Origin of the sequence: Shewanella canadensis, from assembly GCF_003966225.1 — a bacterium.
GTDB classification, from domain to species: domain Bacteria; phylum Pseudomonadota; class Gammaproteobacteria; order Enterobacterales; family Shewanellaceae; genus Shewanella; species Shewanella canadensis.
The window spans coordinates 459,023-476,038 of sequence record NZ_RXNU01000002.1; the positions used below are offsets into that span (position 1 = coordinate 459,023).

Here is a 17,016-nt window from a genome sequence, read left to right on the forward strand (position 1 = left end):
CTATGGGTCAGAGGCGGGAATGCCAACAAATGTACGACTATATGGATATAGGAGGTAGAGTAACGCAGGACGCAGTTATCGAGGGAACATTTGTGGCCAGACGCAACGAAGGTTTCTTCCCATCCCTGGGAAACCTTCATAAATGTTCCAGACATAAAAAAGCCACAGCACGGAGACTGTGGCTTTTCATTAATGGCTAATTGAAACGAGTAAACCGGAGAGCGTTACTCGTTTCTAAGTGTACTAACTCTTTAAAGAGTTGAGGACTATTTCTAGAAGATTATTTCTTCTTAGAGTAAGCCGCCGCTTGTTCACCGGCTAATCTACCGAAGGTGATGATATCAGAGATAGCATTACCACCTAGACGGTTAGCACCGTGAACACCACCGGTCACTTCACCAGCACCATATAGGCCAGGGATAATCTGCTTCTTAGCATTCATAACTTCTGCTTTAGAATCAATCATCACACCACCCATAGTGTGGTGAACACCTGGAGTCACTTCGATAGCGTAGTAGTTACCTTCATTGATTGCACGAGGTAAGTTTGGACGCTCGAAATCAGCATCTTTACCACTGGTAACGAAAGTATTATAACGAGCAACGCTTTCAGTCAGAGCCTTACCATCGATATTCTCTAGCTTACCTAGCTTAACAAGCGTATCGGCAGTAGGAGCGACGCCTAGACCAATATACTTATCAATTTTCGACAATGACTTACGTACTGAATCATCGAAAATCAAGTAAGCTGATTTGCCTGTTTGTTGTAAAATCGCAGCAGCGGCTTTATCACGAGTCGTGATCTCGTTGACGAAACGCTTACCTTCACGGTTAACCAAAATTGCACCGTTACCACGTACAGCTTCAGTTACCATCACACCACCTTTCACAGAAAGTGTTGGGTGAGCCTGGATGTACTCAAGGTCTACCATTGCTGCGCCAGCATTGCCGGCAACATCGATACCATCACCTGTTGCACCAGGTTGGTTAGTCGATACGAAGCCTTTCAGCTTAGGATCAAGCTTAGAAACACGTTCATTATTCTTAGCGAAACCACCGGTAGCCAGAATAACTGCATCGGCCTTAATCCAGTAGTAACCCTTGTACATCCCCTTAACTAGCAGGCCTTTAACGTTACCTGAGTCATCTTTAAGGATTTCGATACCACGTGTGTTCATACGCATATCGATATCACGCTTAACGGCGTTATCGTAAAGTACCTGAACAACGTGTGCGCCAACACCAGCACCACCTGTTGGACGGTGAGTACGGTTAACCGATGCGCCACCCATACGGCCTACATCACTTAAATCTGCACCCATGGCTGTCATCCAATCGACAGATCCTTTTGAGTGAGAAACCAGCACGTCAACGAGTGCAGGGTCGTTGATGTTACGGCCACCTTTCATGGTGTCTTTAGTCATCAACTCAAGGCTATCTTCGATGCCTTTAGCTTTTTGCTGATCGGTCCAAGCGGCATTCATACCACCGGCTGCAAGTTTTGCATTACCACCGATAACTGGCTCTTTCTCGATAAGAATTACTTTTGCGCCATGATCATGGGCTGAAACAGATGCAGAGAAACCCGCTCCACCAGAACCGACAACGACCACATCGACAGTATCTTTTGGTGCAAGGGCTAATGCCGCTTCACGCTCAGATTTATCTTTAGCAAGGTCTGCAATGCTTGGCTCATGACGTTCCCACTTGCCTACATACGGCATATCGAAGTCGAAGCTGTGGCAAGAATCACAATAGACCATAGATTTTTCATGGGCACTGTGACAAGAGGTACAAGCGATCTCTCCAGGGAAGTGAGAATCATGGGCATTGTAATGCTCATGTACCGTCTCTTCAGCGACCTCTTCCATGGAGCCGTGACAAGAAACACACTGCTCATTTTCATAAGTAAGGCTATCGTTAGATAGTTCACCATCCGCTGTATGACAGCTATCACACTCTTGGTTTTCAGCATGAAAGTCGGCAAGGTTATCTGCAGCAGTTGCGTTCGCTACCATTCCTGCGGAACCAATTAAGGTGGCCAGGCATATAGCTTTTTTAAAGTTTTTCATCACGTCTCCTAGCTTTTCAATAGAACAACTCATTTGTTTAAATAGTCGCGATATCTACAAGCTCATCTCTAGTATTTGAGCTGAGTTTTCTGACCCCATAAGAGTAGGATATTCTCAGCTTTCTGTTTCAAATTAATTTTGGGCGATCCAGGCATCTTGCTCAAGGTGAACAGAGATAGAGAAAACGAAAATCAAGCGGGCTTCACAGCTGAAGATATCACTCATGCAAAGATGCATAATTTAGCAAGCCGTTATGCAATTTTGCATAGGCCATATATGAATGGATCACAAAAAACCGATTCGATGACATTTACCGCCGATTAGCTCTTCCGCTAGAGCAGTATGTTGAAACAAATTTGCGTCCATCGCCACAGTTCATTAGCTATCGAACATGTTAAAATCACCGCTATGAAATATCTTCTTATATTAGTCATGGCACTCTGTTTCCATGCACCTTACCTGGCCGCACAGGCACAAGACTTGTCACACAAGAGTATTGTGTTTGGTGTTCATTCAAAAACGGCCCCGCTGGAGTGGCGTAACAATGGTGTTGACCAAGGGTTTAACCTCGAGCTAATAGGCAGAATTGGACAACTCATCGATAAAAGAATCGTTGTCAGACGTAAAACATTTCAGCAACTGCTGACCGATGTTCATGATCCAGACTGCCCTATCGACGTCATCGCCGTTGTCAGCCCGGTCAGCATAGACAGAAAGCTCAGTCAGTCTGATCCCATCTATGCCACCCATGCCAAGGCATACACATTGCAGGGGAAATCCTTTATCAACAGCTGGCACGACCTTGTCGGTAAGCGGGTTGCCATCAAGAAAGGCGCCTTCGTGGACGTCTATATATCGGGTCAGCCACAGGAATTTGAGCGAGTCGATGTAGATCTCTATGAGACCGGCTTTCAGCTGTTAATCAAGGGAGAGGTCGATGTGGTTCTCGCCGAGAACTTTGTCGCCAGACGTCTCCTCCCGCTTTATCCATCGATAAGAAGTTCCAGCGATGCACTCATATATGGTTCATTTAATTTTGTGAGTCACAACGTCAACGCGCCCCTGATGGGCCAAATTAACGATGCCCTCAGGCAGTTAAAACTATCCGGGGAATACGACAGACTCGTCAATAAGTGGTTTGGTACGGGTCGGGAAAAAGTCGATCTCACCTCCACCCAGAAGAATATGTTGTCTCTGGCCATCGCTGTGAGCATCATCTCGGCACTCGGCATGATATTCACCGGCTATATCAGCAGAAGTCTTCGAAAACGTACCCGTTCACTGAATCTTGAGTTAGCACAACGTCGCAAGGCCGAACATCAAATATCCAACCTATCTCAACAGTTTCAATCGGTGCTGAATGGGATCCCCCATGGCGTCACGCTATTCAATAGGGAATGTGATTGTTTGTGGAGTAATGATAATAATAATGACTTACTCAAAAACTCCGAATTTCACTTTACCCATGGTGAACCTTTCGAACTAAAAACCACCCTGCTTGAAGTCTTAAACAGTCAGAAATCCCTGACTGAAGATATGAGTTTTCTGGATCAATTCTGGCAGCTCCAAATTCACCCCATAGGTGAGGATCAGGCTGTCATCCTATTGGAGGAAGCCACGGAGCGTCATCAACTCAGACAAGCCAATAATGAAGCGAGCCGCTTAGCCTCATTAGGCGAACTCTCCGCCGGAATCGCCCATGAGATCAATAACCCTACTGGGATTATTATCCATTCCGTGGCTTTCTTAAATGATGCACTCAAAGATCTTCAGCCGGCAACCGATGCCTACCAGAAACAAAATCCTTTTTGGCTAATCGCAGGGTTGGAACCGGAACGCGCCCTACATGAACTGCATTATACTTGCCTCAATATCGATGAGGGTGCCACCCGAATAAGCCGGATCGTGAATGACTTAAAACGCTATGCCTTACCCAATATTGCCACCGAGCACCAAAGATTAAGCCTGAATGAGGTGGTACAGGTGTCACTGCGCTTGACGGCAAATCAGATTAAAATATTTAAAATCAGAACCCAACTTCACCAACCAGAGCCGATGATAATGGGCGATGCGCAGCAACTGCATCAAGTACTGATTAATCTTATTCAAAATGCCTGCCATGCATCGCCCCAAGATGATGGAACGGATACCGATGTCGGCATGATCACAATAGAAACCAGCATTGTGGATGGTAAAGCCTGTTTAATCATCTGCGATAACGGTTCTGGTATGGATCAAGCTACGCTACAACGTATAACAGAGCCTTTCTTTACGACTCGTCGCTCCTGTGGCGGCACCGGACTCGGCTTATCGGTATGCAGCAGAATCATCAAAGAACACAAGGGTGAAATGCAGATAACCTCTCGCCAGGGTAAGGGAACATGCATCAAACTTCTCTTTTCATTGGAGCAGCTAATATGAAACTCGCGCGAAATATTTTATTAGTCGATGATGAAGCCTCATGGCTGAGAACCTTAGCCGTTACAATCAATCGACTCGTACCCGAAGCGCAAGTCGATACCTGTGTCGACAGCAGGCAGGTCGTTAACCGTCTTACTGTGGGCGATTACGCCTTAGTGCTACTCGATCTGACGATGCCATTTCACTCGGGTGAGACACTGCTCGAGATGATCCGCGCAGACTTTCCGAAGACCCGCGTTATCATAGTAACCGGAGTCAATGAGGTCGATACTGCGGTTCGCTGCATCAAAAACGGCGCCTATGATTACTTTATCAAGACAGACAATGTTGACGACCTGGCCCGAACGGTACGCAGAGCCCTTGAAGTTGTTGGCTTGGAAAGAAACTACCTGCGGATAAAAGAGAGCTTCTTGAGCCGCACCCTGAGTCAGCCGGAGGCCTTCAATAATATTTTGACCTGTGAACCCGCCCTGCTGGATCAGTTCAGATATTTGGAAGCCGTCGCGCTAAGCCCCGAGCCCATCCTCATCTTCGGTGAGAGCGGTACGGGAAAAGATGAATTTGCCAAGTCTTGCCATAAACTCTGTTGTCCCGATGCCCCCTTCATCAACGTGAACCTTGCCGGGATCGGTACCGACGCGTTTGAACTACAGCTGTTCGGGCAGCTCCATACCCACGAAGACGGTCAGGTTTCCGCTCAGGCAGGCGTGTTACATCAAGTCAATACCGGACTGCTCTATCTCAATGAGATTGGCGATCTGCCCTTAGAAGCCCAGGCAAAACTGGTCGATGTGATCGAGCATAAACAGTACTATCCGATAGGCAGCGATCGCCCCTACCCGGTTAACTGTAAGATCATCACCTCGACTCAAAACGATCTGCTGGCACTGAATCAGGCCGGAAAGTTTCGCAGCGATCTGCTATACCGATTGCGTTCACACAAGATAAAATTACCCCCACTGAGAAACCGTACTCTAGATCTCTCTATGCTCATCAACCACTTTATCGCCCTGGCGGCTGAAGAGATGGATCTCGATGCCCCGCAGCAACCCGGAAACTTAGCGAGCCAACTGGCAGACTACGCCTTCCCGGGAAATCTTCATGAACTGAAAGGCATGGTCTTCGATGCGGTGAGCCGCAGCGATGGCGTTCAACTCAATATCTCCCCCTTCATGGAGGCGATAAAAGAGCAAAAAGGCGACCGTGAGTCTCCACAAAACGTTCTGGTTTTTCCAAAGAGTTTGCCAACCTTAGCCGAGATGAGTAATGCACTGATTAATGAGGCCATGAGCCGCACGGCAAATAATCAAACCGCTGCGGCGCAGATGCTGGGCATAAGCCAAAGTGCCCTGAGCAGACGAATGACAAAGGAGAAATAACGGTTAATCCAATCGATAATAAGCCCAGGCTACTCCGCACGATCTGAATCGGAGTTATAGAAGTGGGCTTAATCTTCGACAGGGCAAGTGATTATGAACTCAGTTCCTTGCCCTAATGTCGACCTTACTTTGATGTCACCATGAAGTTTTTGTTTAACTATGTTGTAGACAATACTGAGCCCCAAGCCACTCCCGCCATTACCGCGTTTCGTGGTGAAAAATGGCTCGAATATACTGCTGCAATTTTTTTCTGGAATGCCTTTGCCATTATCGGAAACCGTTATGGTTAGCAGGTCCTCGGTCATCGATGCATCGATAATTAACCCTCCATCCCGGTAACCGGTAAAACCATGGATTAATGAATTAAGGATTAAATTCGTAAACACTTGATAGAAGTCCCCCGGATAGGAGTTAACGACAATATCCTCCCGAACTCTATTGGATATTTCGACAGGATATTTTTTGGTCTCCGGAGACAAGCTGGTCAGTAATGATTCTATCAATTCGCGAAGTACAAACTTCTCTTTGTGAAGGTTCGTTTGCTCGACGGCCACTAATTTGAAGTCTCTCACCAGTGAAGCGGACCGCTTAAGGTTTTTCTCCAACAGGGTACACGCCGCTTTAATATCATCCAGATACTGTTTAAATACCGCTTCAGTCAGCTCGTCGCTACTGTAACTCTGCTCTAAGATGGTTAACTCCCTTAGCAGGAGCGAAGATGCCGTGATGGCAACACCTATAGGGGTATTCAACTCATGGGCAAAACCGGCAACCAGCCCCCCCAGCGCCGCCATCTTCTCCGACTCGATGAGCTGTGACTGCATCGCTTGCAAGTTTTTCATCGACAGATTTAATTTTTTATAACTTTCTGCAAGTGCAGCCTCTTTATTCTGCCGCAAATCAATCTCATTGGTTAATTCTAAGGTACGCTCTTCGACCTGCTGCTCTAACGTTTCTCTGGCCAGAGAGAGGGCATGAGACATCTGGTTAAAGCAGAGTGCCAACTCATAACTCTCCCTGAAGCCTTCAGGCTTTATTCTGGCGTCAGTCTCACCCGAGGTAATGGACCGGGTCATCTGTGTCATGGACTCGAATGGTTTAGCCAACATGCTTCCAAGCAAGCCAGAAACAAGCAAAACGCCAATCAGAACCACAAACAATATCAGCAGCCCCAGTTGAAAAATCTGATCGTAAACCTGAACGACCTCACTCATATCCTCCTTGAACACTAATCCCCACTGTACTGACGGGATATAACGTGAAGCCGCCAGCACTTCCACTGCGCGATAATCAATATCGACACCGATATGCCTTCGACCCGACAGAGCCTTAGAAAGTGACTCGGATAACGCCGAAATCGGTTGGGGTTCGCCTACGATCGCATCGGCATCATATTTAAGCTCGACCTGATAACTGAAATAATCTCCCTGTCTGGCCGCAACAACGACCTCTCTACTCGACCTTGAACCGCCTACCTCTAAGGTCACCTTCTGAATGATCTGACTGTCGACCTGAAGCACGACTATGCCTATCAGACGCCCCTGAACTAACACAGGAGAGCCTATAAATGCCACCGCCTGCTCACTCGGACCGTCATACTCAAAGCTCGATGAGGAGGACTCCAGAAAATACTTAGCTCGTTTTACAACAAAATTTAAGCCACTAACCGTCTCAGGATCAAGATTTACCTTTGACGGAAAATGGCTATTCATCCCTAACGAAAACAGGAGATCACCAGAGGCAGAGATAAGTAACAGATCGAGGTAACCATCATCTTGGTAGTGTTGGTATCGCTTCTTTAGCTCGGCCAGTAGTTGAGGATATTGCTGGGCCTGCTCACCGCCATGGCGATATAGAGGGGAGAGTTGAGAGAAGGCTTCTACCGTTTCGACCGACTGCGACAGACTAAATACATCCGAGATTCGTTCGCTTATATAGTCTTCAATCTGTTTCACCTTATTATCGGCAAACTGAGATAGGTGTACCTGCTCCTGTTGCAAGAAAGCGTGCTTGAAAGAACTGAGATATAGACCGGATAAGATCACAGTCGGAGTCATGACACTTAAAAGTAGCCAGACAAAAAGCATGGTCGATAAGTTATACCGTCTCATCGATACTTGAGCTCCTGCAGGCGTTGCAGCCAGATCGACCGGCTGTGATACTTGGGGAAAGGTGTGGGCCTGATGGGGGAATCACTTCGCCAGACTATTTCAAACTGTCCATCACTTTGTACCCGCCCGATGCGCACCGTTTTCCACAAATGTTGACTGCCCATGTCAACTGAGACGATACCTTGAGGTGCATTGAGACTCTGATAGCCTAGGGCATGTTTAACCCTCAGTGGATCGAAGGTACCAGCCGCTGCCACCCCCTGAACCCACAACTTAATACCGATATAGGTTGCCTCCATAGGATCGTTAACGACCCGCTCTTTACCAAAGCGCGCTTTAAACGCACTTACAAATTGCCGATTCTCAGGGCTATCGATGCTCTGGAAATAGTTCCAGACGGCATAATGCCCCAACATTTGATCGATGCCGATGGCTAATACCTCAGGTTCGGCAATGCTAAAAGAGACCACCTTGGTCTCCTGTAGCCCACTCAGGCCATTGAAAAATGCGATATTACTGTCACCGTTAATGGTATTGAACACCAGATCCGGCTTCAGCCTGCGAATATCTTCAATAGCACGAGAGATATCTGATGATCCCAGGGGCAGGTACATCTCTCCCAGAGGCTCAATACCACGGTTTTTCAGCTGATCCTTAATCAGCATATTAGCGGCTCGGGGGAAGATATAATCGGAGCCAAGGAGGTAGACGCTCTGGCCTATATTTTCCAGCGCCCAGTGAACACCGGGTATGATCTGCTGATTCGGTGTGGCTCCCGTGTAGATAATATTCGGCGACTGTTCCAGCCCCTCATATTGCAGTGGGTAGAACAGCAGATGCTCATAACGTTCAACAATAGGCTTAACCGCGATACGGCTACTCGAGGTCCAGCAACCAAAGAGTACCGCAACCCGTTCCTGAACAATGAGTCGCTCCGCCTCCTTTGAAAACTGCCACCAGTTCGATGCACCGTCGGCCAAAACAGGTTCTAACTGTCTTCCCAATACCCCACCACTGGCATTAATCTCTTCGATTGCCATGATAAGCACATCGACCAGATCTCGTTCACTGAATGCCATCGTGCCGCTCATAGAGTGCAAGATACCAACCTTTATGGTGGCATCATCTTTTGTATCACAGGCAACAATGCCCACAGCAAGAAGTATGGCTATCGCTAACCATCTCCACCTGCAGAGATACCCTTGAGGTGTGCACTCTCTTTCCATTGCCATAGGTCATTGTCGTAAAACTGGATTCACCAAGTTTAATTTTGGCAGATAAGTGAGGTTTATCCACTCGAAGGGAGGTGGGATGCAGGCAAAAAAAAAGCCCACAGAGTTAATCTGTGGGCTGTTCCGATTTTGACTTTTTGCTTTTAGCGTTCAGCGAATCATTTATGCCTGATTGGTTTCTTGAACCGGAAGGGCTCCGGCATCGCTCTCATCCTCGACACCTTTCTCGGTTTCATCGACAATAGTCAGGACAGCCGCATCACCAACCACGTTACAAGATGTCAGCACCATATCGATCAGCCTATCTAACGCTGCCACAATGGCGAATGCTTCTACTGGCAGGCCCATTTGGTGAATGAGCACACCTATCATCACCATTCCGCCACCGGGAACACCACCGGCTCCCACCGACAGCAAGAAGATGCTGAATAACAAGGCGGGAAGTTGATCCATCGCAATAGGTGCGCCAAAGGCATTAGCAACGAAGAAGATGGCAATAGTGATATAGATAGACACTCCGCCCATATTCATGGTCGCCCCAAGGGGGACACCAAAGCCCGCAATAGCACGCTTAACGCCTAACTTATCGGTCAAGGTTCGCATGGTCACAGGAATGGTAGCATTCGAGCTTGCAGTAGAGAGTGAGAATAAGATCTGTTCCCGGGTTTTAGCCCGGAACTCTTTCGCCGATACTGAGGTAAAGGCACCGACCGCCATCGGATAGACGATGAAGATCCACGTCAACAACAGGCCTAAAATAACGACCAGATACTCGAGTACACTCAGGAAGATACTCGCCTCGAGTGTTGCACCCAGCTTCAGCATCAAGGCGAAAACACCAATGGGAGCCAGCTGCATCACAACAGTAATAAGCTTCATCATCAGCTTATTGCCTTCCTGGAACCCTTGCACCAACAGGGGTACGGCATCACCCAGAGACTTAATCACACCGCCAAAAAGCAATGCCATGAAGATGACCTGTAGCATGTTACCCGAGGTGAAAGCCGCGACCGGGTTATTAGGAACAATATTAACGATGAGCTGAACCAGATTAGGGAGCTCTGTTGCGGTAATTTCAGCGCCCGTCCCACCTGACATATCTACACCTAAGCCAGGCTGCAGTAGCAGTGCCACCGTCAATGCCGCAAATATTGCGACTAGCGTGTTGATGATGTAGAAACCAAATGTTTTCCCGCCTAAACGACCGAAGCTCTTTAGGTCATCAAGCTCCAAAACACCACATACGATACTGACAAACACCAGCGGCACGACCAGCATCATGATCATATTGACGAACATGGTACCGACACCGGAGGAGAGTTCGACCACAGTACCGGAAAAGAAGCCGATATCGCCGAGAAGGTATTGAATAATGGAGCCGAATATTAATCCGGAGAACAGACCGATAAAGATCCGCGTAGAAAGTGATTTTGTCATATGCCTGCCTTCAATTCGGCACCTCTTTTTGCGTGCCTTTTTAATTCAACATCGGACACTTTTAGTGCAGATGCCTTTTAATTGAGGGAATGAGTTCCCTTCTTTGCAACCGATAGTGAATCATGCTGGCCACAATTTCAATCAGAATCGAAAATATGCAATTTGATACAATTTCATAACCCTCACATAAACAAGCATAAAAACACGAACAAACAGACAGTAACGCTGCCGACACCAATAATAACTTTTACATCACTACCATTTATGCAACACGTGCACCAGCGCGGACACACTTTCAATAGTCAATACGCCTGACACGCAACGCCGAAGCAGTGGATTACGCTGACAAATAAACGCATAGCAGAGCGGAAAGCCAGTAATAAGCTCACATCAGGATAGTTAGTTTGTTTTTTGGTTAAAAAAAAGCCGTTGATGGGGGAAACCTATCAACGGCCCTTACAGTGCACAAGTCCATATTAAGACTGAGTATTTAAGACAAGGTATTTAAGGCGAGGTATTTAAGACATAGTATTTAAGCCAGCCAGATCTCTACATCCCGAATAATGAAGTTACCTGTGTAGACCGGATCGGGCTCACCGATAGGCTCCAGCTCAAAATAGTGCCTGTGCTCCTCGGGAAGGCCTTCATAGCCACAGATAACCTGATATAACCAGCTTTCCCTCTCCCAAGGCAGGTTCTGTTCATCAAGGTACTCCAACGCAGATTGATTCCGTCCCGAGTCGATAACCGAGCAGAAATACTCATCGACGGCCAGTTTCAGCGGGTTATCCGGAATATCAAATTCTTCAGCCTGGCTCAGGGAGACACTGACATCATGCTCACGAAGCTGAGGATCATGATTCGTACGAGCGATGGCTTTAATGCGTGAAACGATATCTAACAGCTCGGGCTCATAACCTGTGTTATGTACATCCACCGCAGCCGGCGCCAGGATGGCTTCCGCGCGGTTAAATAGCGTGGGCAACTGTTTGTGGCTGACATGATCGACGGGCATGTAATCCGGATGCAGATCGGTATAAAGCAGCCACCCCTTAAGCAGACGGGTACGCCCTCTTATTTGGCGGAAGCGCCCGAGCAACTCGAGTAATCGTCCCTGCACCACACTGAGCTCCTGAGTACAATCACTCAGAGTCTCTTGCAGGCTAGTGACCAGAAGTTTTCGCAGTTCGCGAATATCACCCGCTATTTCACCCAACTCACTAAACTGGAACATCTCCAAGCCATTGAGTAGCTCTGTCACCTGACTCTGGGCTAACTCGTTTTCACGGATCTTGGCGTTAATGGTACCGACATAACCAAATTCGTTGTTGATACGACTCCACAGCACACGTATCGAGTATCTCAGCCCTTCGGCGAAGCTATACACGTGCTCATTCAAGTCGGCTAGATAGGCCTCAGAAGCACTATAATCGACGTTATGGCGTGCCTCTTTATAATGACCCGCCAAGGTTTTAATACTGGCTAAGGAGGAGCCGACATTGGAGTCTATCTGACGATTACGCTCATCACTCAGCGCCTCTTCGAGCACAGCGCGCACCGAACGCTTGAGACGTAACTCCTGATCCGGCTCAGGACGCCACAGGATTTCACTCTTACGCAGCTTTTCGATCGCGGCCGCGTTCTCTCCCCCTTCGGGTACGGAGCCCGAAAGGTAGACATCCATAACGAGATCGGCGTGTCTTCCCAACTGCTTAAGCAGCTTGACCCCGGCCTGATGTAAGTTTGTACTCATCTTAAACCAGATCCCTTTGGGTGGCGGTCTCAGCCTGCGCTTCCAGACTCAGCCCTTCGGTTTCATCGATAAAACGGATAACCTCATAGAGATAATCTAACTTGCCGGTGGCGATAAAGATCTGCTTCTCGGCATTGGGACGGGTAAGGTAGCCCAACTCGACTAAACGTTTGAACACCAATTTAATCTGGTTATCGACGTTGCTGCTGGTCGAGCCAAACAGACGGTAATGGCTTATCTTAGCCAGTTGCTCTCGAAATGCTGGCGTGTCTTCTATGCGGGTTTGCAGCTCAGTCAAACGTACCGCGGCGCCCTCAGACAGGGGGGCGTCTTGTCCACTGGACTCCTGTACCAGCACCAGCCACTCGACCAGCGGGATGAGTGCATTACAGATATCCCTGAACTGAGAAGAGATCACTTTACGCTCCGCATCCCCAAGCTGCAGGTAGCCACAGAAGAACACCTCGCCCTCCCCCGCCGAACCTATGGTCCGGTTTATCTGGTTCAGATAGGTTTCGACCCGCTCTCTAGTGGTTGAACTCTTCAGTGAACGCCAGGCTTCTTCATCGGTCGTTCGACAGATAAACTCTCCCTTAAGTAGACGTTCTATGATGGCGCCCGTTCCGACAATTGCGGTTTCTGTCATCTCACTCATTACACCGCCTCCCTTGCGAATCGTTTATTCAATTTATCTGCGATAGGGTTAGCCTGAGGCTTCACCACCTGAAGTTTCCGAGTCTGTTTATTGATGATGTAGCGGTTAGCGAACAAGTTTAGTACCTCAGATTCTGGGTTAGGGAAGGCGCCCAGAACGGAAATATTGTTGTTTTCACAGGCATCGAAAATCTTCTTCACGTTGGTATGATGCAAGGTGCCGAGTTCATCGATTGGCCAATGAATAGTGACATCCGAGCGGCCACGGAGCAGGCGGGTAAATGCCAGCAGGAACTTACATAAGATCAAATATGCCATACCGTGACTGGAAGACTCATTGAGCTGGCGATCGGTGCGGATCACCAGATCGCTGTTACCCTCTTTTAGCCTCAGCTCAATTTCGAGCAGTTTAGAGATACCGCCGGAAAGTGCGGCTCGACCGATAATATCCAGGGCCCGGCGCATACTATTGGTGTAGTTTTCACCGGGAAGCTCGCTGAATCCATCGGCTTTCCATTGACGGAAGGCTTTAACAAACTCCTCCAGCTCAGGCCAGAACTCCAGCTCGCTGATCCGTGAACGGATCTTAACCGCAGACTCGGATACCCCGTCGAGAAACAGCTCTTCACCCACTTCACGGGTGATCCGCGCACTTTGCGAGGCGATGCGGCGATCGATATCGGCCAGTACATCATAAAATGCGGTGAGATCGACACCAAAAATTCGTCCCTGCTCACGCAGCGCCATAATCGATTGCGGCACCATCACATTGAGCAGCTGTTCGAGTTGAGGGACCAGCTTGCGGTAATCCAACAGGCGGATCCCTTTATCGTTTACAAAGCTGGACTCTTCACGAGCCCGCTCCCAGGTCTCAGACAGACTCGAGCCTGACTTGCTGGCGATAACCGAGTCGAAATGCTCCACATACTGCTTAACCGAGCCTAATAAGCTGTCTCTTTTCAGTAGCTGGTCTTCACCCTGGCGCAGACGTTCGGTGAGGCCCCCCTGAGCATCATCATTATTAGCCGGCAATTTAAGCTCACTAAGCTTACGCATCACGCTACGCAGTTTAGTTAAGTTCTCCGATGCCTCTACCTGTATGGCATCAGATTGCTTACGCTGGCCATCCAGCTCCTGTCTTTTCGCTTTAACTTCATTGGCTTTTGACTTGAGTTGCTGCTCGAGATCTGAGGTTGCATGTTTGACTGTGCTCAGCTCAGTTTGCAACTTAGGCTTACGCATTAACCAGGTATGCTGATACCAATCTTCATATCTGAGTACCTCGTTACGACGCTGTTCAGCCTGACAGATACTCGACTCCAGCCCCCGGATCTCTTGCTTAAGTGCCAGGATCTTATCTTCATCGACACCACGAGATTTAAGCTCGTTCTTATACCATTGCTCACAGGCCTTGAGCTCGCTCTTAGCATGATCGCGTCTTTGTTGAATATTTTCCTTTGTCTGCTCCAGCTGAGTGTCTAACGCGCCAACCACCTCCTGCCAGTAGGCATTTTTCTCCATTCTGGCTTCTAATGCCTGCTCTTTTTGCTCTTCGAGCCATTCCTGGTGTTGATGCTTCAGCTGCTTGATATCACTGTCTAAACGGCTCAGTTGCTTCTGCGCTTCTGATTTTCGTTCCTTGAGTGCTTTATTGATCTTATCTTGCTCGGCGCGCTTATCATCGAACAGGCGGCGAAGATCGTCACGACTGTTCTTATAGGCCGTACGGGCAAAGGTCAATTCCCGGGTCAACCCATCCAATTCTGCATTGATGGCGACCAGGCTGTCTTCGGCCTCGGCCTGTAACTCTTTGGCGCCGACTAACGCCTCTTCGGCCTTAGCATGACGAATACGTAACTCTTGCTCAGAAGCCGCATATTCCGGCGACTCGATAGCCTTAAGATCCAGCTGAATTCCATAGAGGGCCTCTAAGTCATCACTGAGCATGGCTGGGTGCAGGTCGCTGCGATGTAACAACTCAGGGTTGATCACCTTACCTAAACTGTTCTCCCAGCCATCGACCTCTTTGCGTAAAAACTCAAGCAGTGTATGAGATTGAGGAAACAGAACATGGTGTAGTTCGTCGAGCTCACTCTCACGTTCAGTCACCCGAATACCGGCCAGACGCAGACTCTCATTGGCCTGATCTCGCTTGGCACGCAGTTTACGCTCCTCAATGGTGAACCTGTCGACCTTGGTATTGCAGACTTCCTGCTCTTCATCGGCCCGAGTGATCCGCTCATCGAACACGGCCAATGCCAGCTTTTCCTCTTCTGTATAGGTCACACTATCGACACGCACCTTGAGTTCGGCTGTCGATAACTTAAGTTGATATTCCTCTTGATGAAACTTTTCACGACCACTGTCCATCAGCTCGCGCCATTGACCGCCCAACGCCTCCAGCTCGCTTCGCCCCTGTTCACGCTGCTTGTCTCTGGCTTCGCGCTGCTTATCTTGAGCCTGATGCAGGTTTTCCAGCTCCCTGTTAAGCCCTTCACCAATTTTACTGCGACGGGCATTGTATGCCGCTTCGATATCCTGATGCTTCTCAGTCTGCAGCTTATGGCGCTCGGTCAAGTTCTCCAAACTGCCACGCCAGTTGGGCAGCTGCTCTAAGTCCAATTTGGCCTGTTCGATATCGGCATCTAAGAAGGCACCGTGTTGGTCTTCTATCGCGTCTAACTCATACTCACACTTGGCGACGTCCCCCTTCGCGGCAGACAGATCTAAGCTGAGCTCATCACGCTGCTCTTTCCACTCATCATCTAGCTGCCTTAACTCACCATTGAGCGCTTTGGAGAGGTCTTGGTTATGCTCCTGACGCTCCACTTCTGTAGTTTCATCTTTACTGTAACCACGCTTAAGACTCGAAAGGCGCAGCTCGGCACTCAAGAGTTGATTAAACTCCTGCTCAAGCTTTTCAAATTCCGGGCGGATCTGCTCGAACCCCTGAATCAACTGGCTGTCTCGTATCCAGGCTTCGACACGCTGAGGGTTCAGACGTGAACTCGGCGGATTAACTCCGTCCTCTTCCAAAATGGCGGCGATCATCGATTTTATCGTCTCCATCTTGCCCTCTTTCGAGTGCACCGCCTTGGCTAACTTTTCGATATGACGCAGTGAATGCTCGGGTTCACATAAAGAGAACTGTCTCGCGTAGGTGCGCAGCTCGGTGCGATTACTCCCCGTGCTCAACAGGGCACGATCGTTTTGAATTATGGCGCGAAATTCCCGGGTATTAAGCAGGTTAGTCACTGCGATGCCGGCACGCTTCATCTCCCTGCCCAGCTCCGCCATGGTATAGCAAAGCACTGTGTCGCCATTTTTTGACTTCACATAATCGTCAAGCTCGAACTCCTTCGCGATGAAACGATAATTAACCCCTTTACCATCACCGGCAGAAGCCAGAACCGCTTGATTTAACAAGCCATCGGCGCGCTTATATTCATAGATGATAAAACTTGAATCATGAGGCAGATACCAACGCTCAAAACTATCTCGGGTAGAGGGCACGACTCGACTTGGATACTCACCATAAAAAACCGGGACCAAACGCTGAAGCGTTGTCTTTCCTGAGGCATTGGTACCACAGATATTCGTGTGACCGTCGAGGGCGAGTTCCACTACGCCAGGTAGGTGCGTATCGATAAGCACAATTCGATTCAAGCTTGGCATTTCTTTCCTTATCCAAACGGAGCCTCTTTTGAGGCCAAAGCAGGCAATAGAGCATCACAAACACAGAGCCGGGGTCGGTTCTCTGCACTTTTCGTTAACCTTAGGGCTCACGTAGCGATCTTTTTAGAGACACTAAAATAGATCAAAGCGGCAGCGAGCGCAATCAAGTGCACGCAGGCAATGTTCAGTGAAGTTTAAAAGCGGGATCATACGCTAATTTGCATCAAAATGACGTTCAAGGAAAGAGCAATCGAAAGTGGCACTAACGGCCATGTTTATAGTA

9 protein-coding genes are annotated in these 17,016 nt (G+C 48.5%); 2 read left to right on the forward strand and 7 right to left on the reverse strand.

Annotation, left to right across the window (positions count from 1 at the left end; translation table 11 throughout):
- Positions 1-280: 280 nt before the first annotated feature.
- Positions 281-2,071, reverse strand: a complete 1,791-nt coding sequence (locus EKG38_RS05485) for a flavocytochrome c (protein ID WP_126519241.1) — start codon at positions 2,069-2,071, stop codon at positions 281-283.
- Between the two features lie 408 nt (positions 2,072-2,479).
- On the opposite strand from EKG38_RS05485, the gene EKG38_RS05490 reads away from it, so the two are divergent.
- On the forward strand, positions 2,480-4,492 hold the full coding sequence (locus tag EKG38_RS05490) for an ATP-binding protein (RefSeq protein WP_185826790.1): 2,013 nt from the start codon (positions 2,480-2,482) through the stop codon (positions 4,490-4,492).
- The gene (locus tag EKG38_RS05495) at positions 4,489-5,871 is read left to right on the forward strand and encodes a sigma-54-dependent transcriptional regulator (RefSeq protein WP_126519243.1); all 1,383 of its coding nucleotides are present in this window, start codon (positions 4,489-4,491) and stop codon (positions 5,869-5,871) included. Before EKG38_RS05490 ends, EKG38_RS05495 begins: the two co-directional genes overlap by 4 nt.
- Positions 5,872-5,939: 68 nt before the next feature.
- On the opposite strand, the gene EKG38_RS05500 is transcribed toward EKG38_RS05495, so the two are convergent.
- The 6 genes from EKG38_RS05500 to EKG38_RS05525 form a co-directional block, all read right to left on the reverse strand.
- Positions 5,940-7,982: a sensor histidine kinase gene (locus tag EKG38_RS05500; RefSeq protein ID WP_126519244.1), complete on the reverse strand. Its 2,043-nt coding sequence runs from the start codon at positions 7,980-7,982 to the stop codon at positions 5,940-5,942.
- Entirely contained in the window at positions 7,979-9,214 is a 1,236-nt protein-coding gene (locus EKG38_RS05505; protein ID WP_126519245.1) for an urea ABC transporter substrate-binding protein, read from the reverse strand. Before EKG38_RS05505 ends, EKG38_RS05500 begins: the two co-directional genes overlap by 4 nt.
- Positions 9,215-9,376: 162 nt before the next feature.
- Positions 9,377-10,651 carry a dicarboxylate/amino acid:cation symporter gene (locus tag EKG38_RS05510; protein ID WP_126519246.1) on the reverse strand — a complete coding sequence of 425 codons (1,275 nt, stop codon included), beginning with the start codon at positions 10,649-10,651 and terminating at the stop codon, positions 9,377-9,379.
- Positions 10,652-11,183: 532 nt separating this feature from the next.
- Entirely contained in the window at positions 11,184-12,404 is a 1,221-nt protein-coding gene (locus tag EKG38_RS05515; RefSeq protein ID WP_126519247.1) for a phosphoenolpyruvate carboxylase, read from the reverse strand.
- A 1-nt stretch (position 12,405) separates the two neighbouring features.
- Positions 12,406-13,059 carry a condensin complex protein MksE gene (locus EKG38_RS05520; protein ID WP_126519248.1) on the reverse strand — a complete coding sequence of 218 codons (654 nt, stop codon included), beginning with the start codon at positions 13,057-13,059 and terminating at the stop codon, positions 12,406-12,408.
- On the reverse strand, positions 13,059-16,733 hold the full coding sequence (locus tag EKG38_RS05525; protein WP_126519249.1) for an ATP-binding protein: 3,675 nt from the start codon (positions 16,731-16,733) through the stop codon (positions 13,059-13,061). Before EKG38_RS05525 ends, EKG38_RS05520 begins: the two co-directional genes overlap by 1 nt.
- Positions 16,734-17,016: the final 283 nt, after the last annotated feature.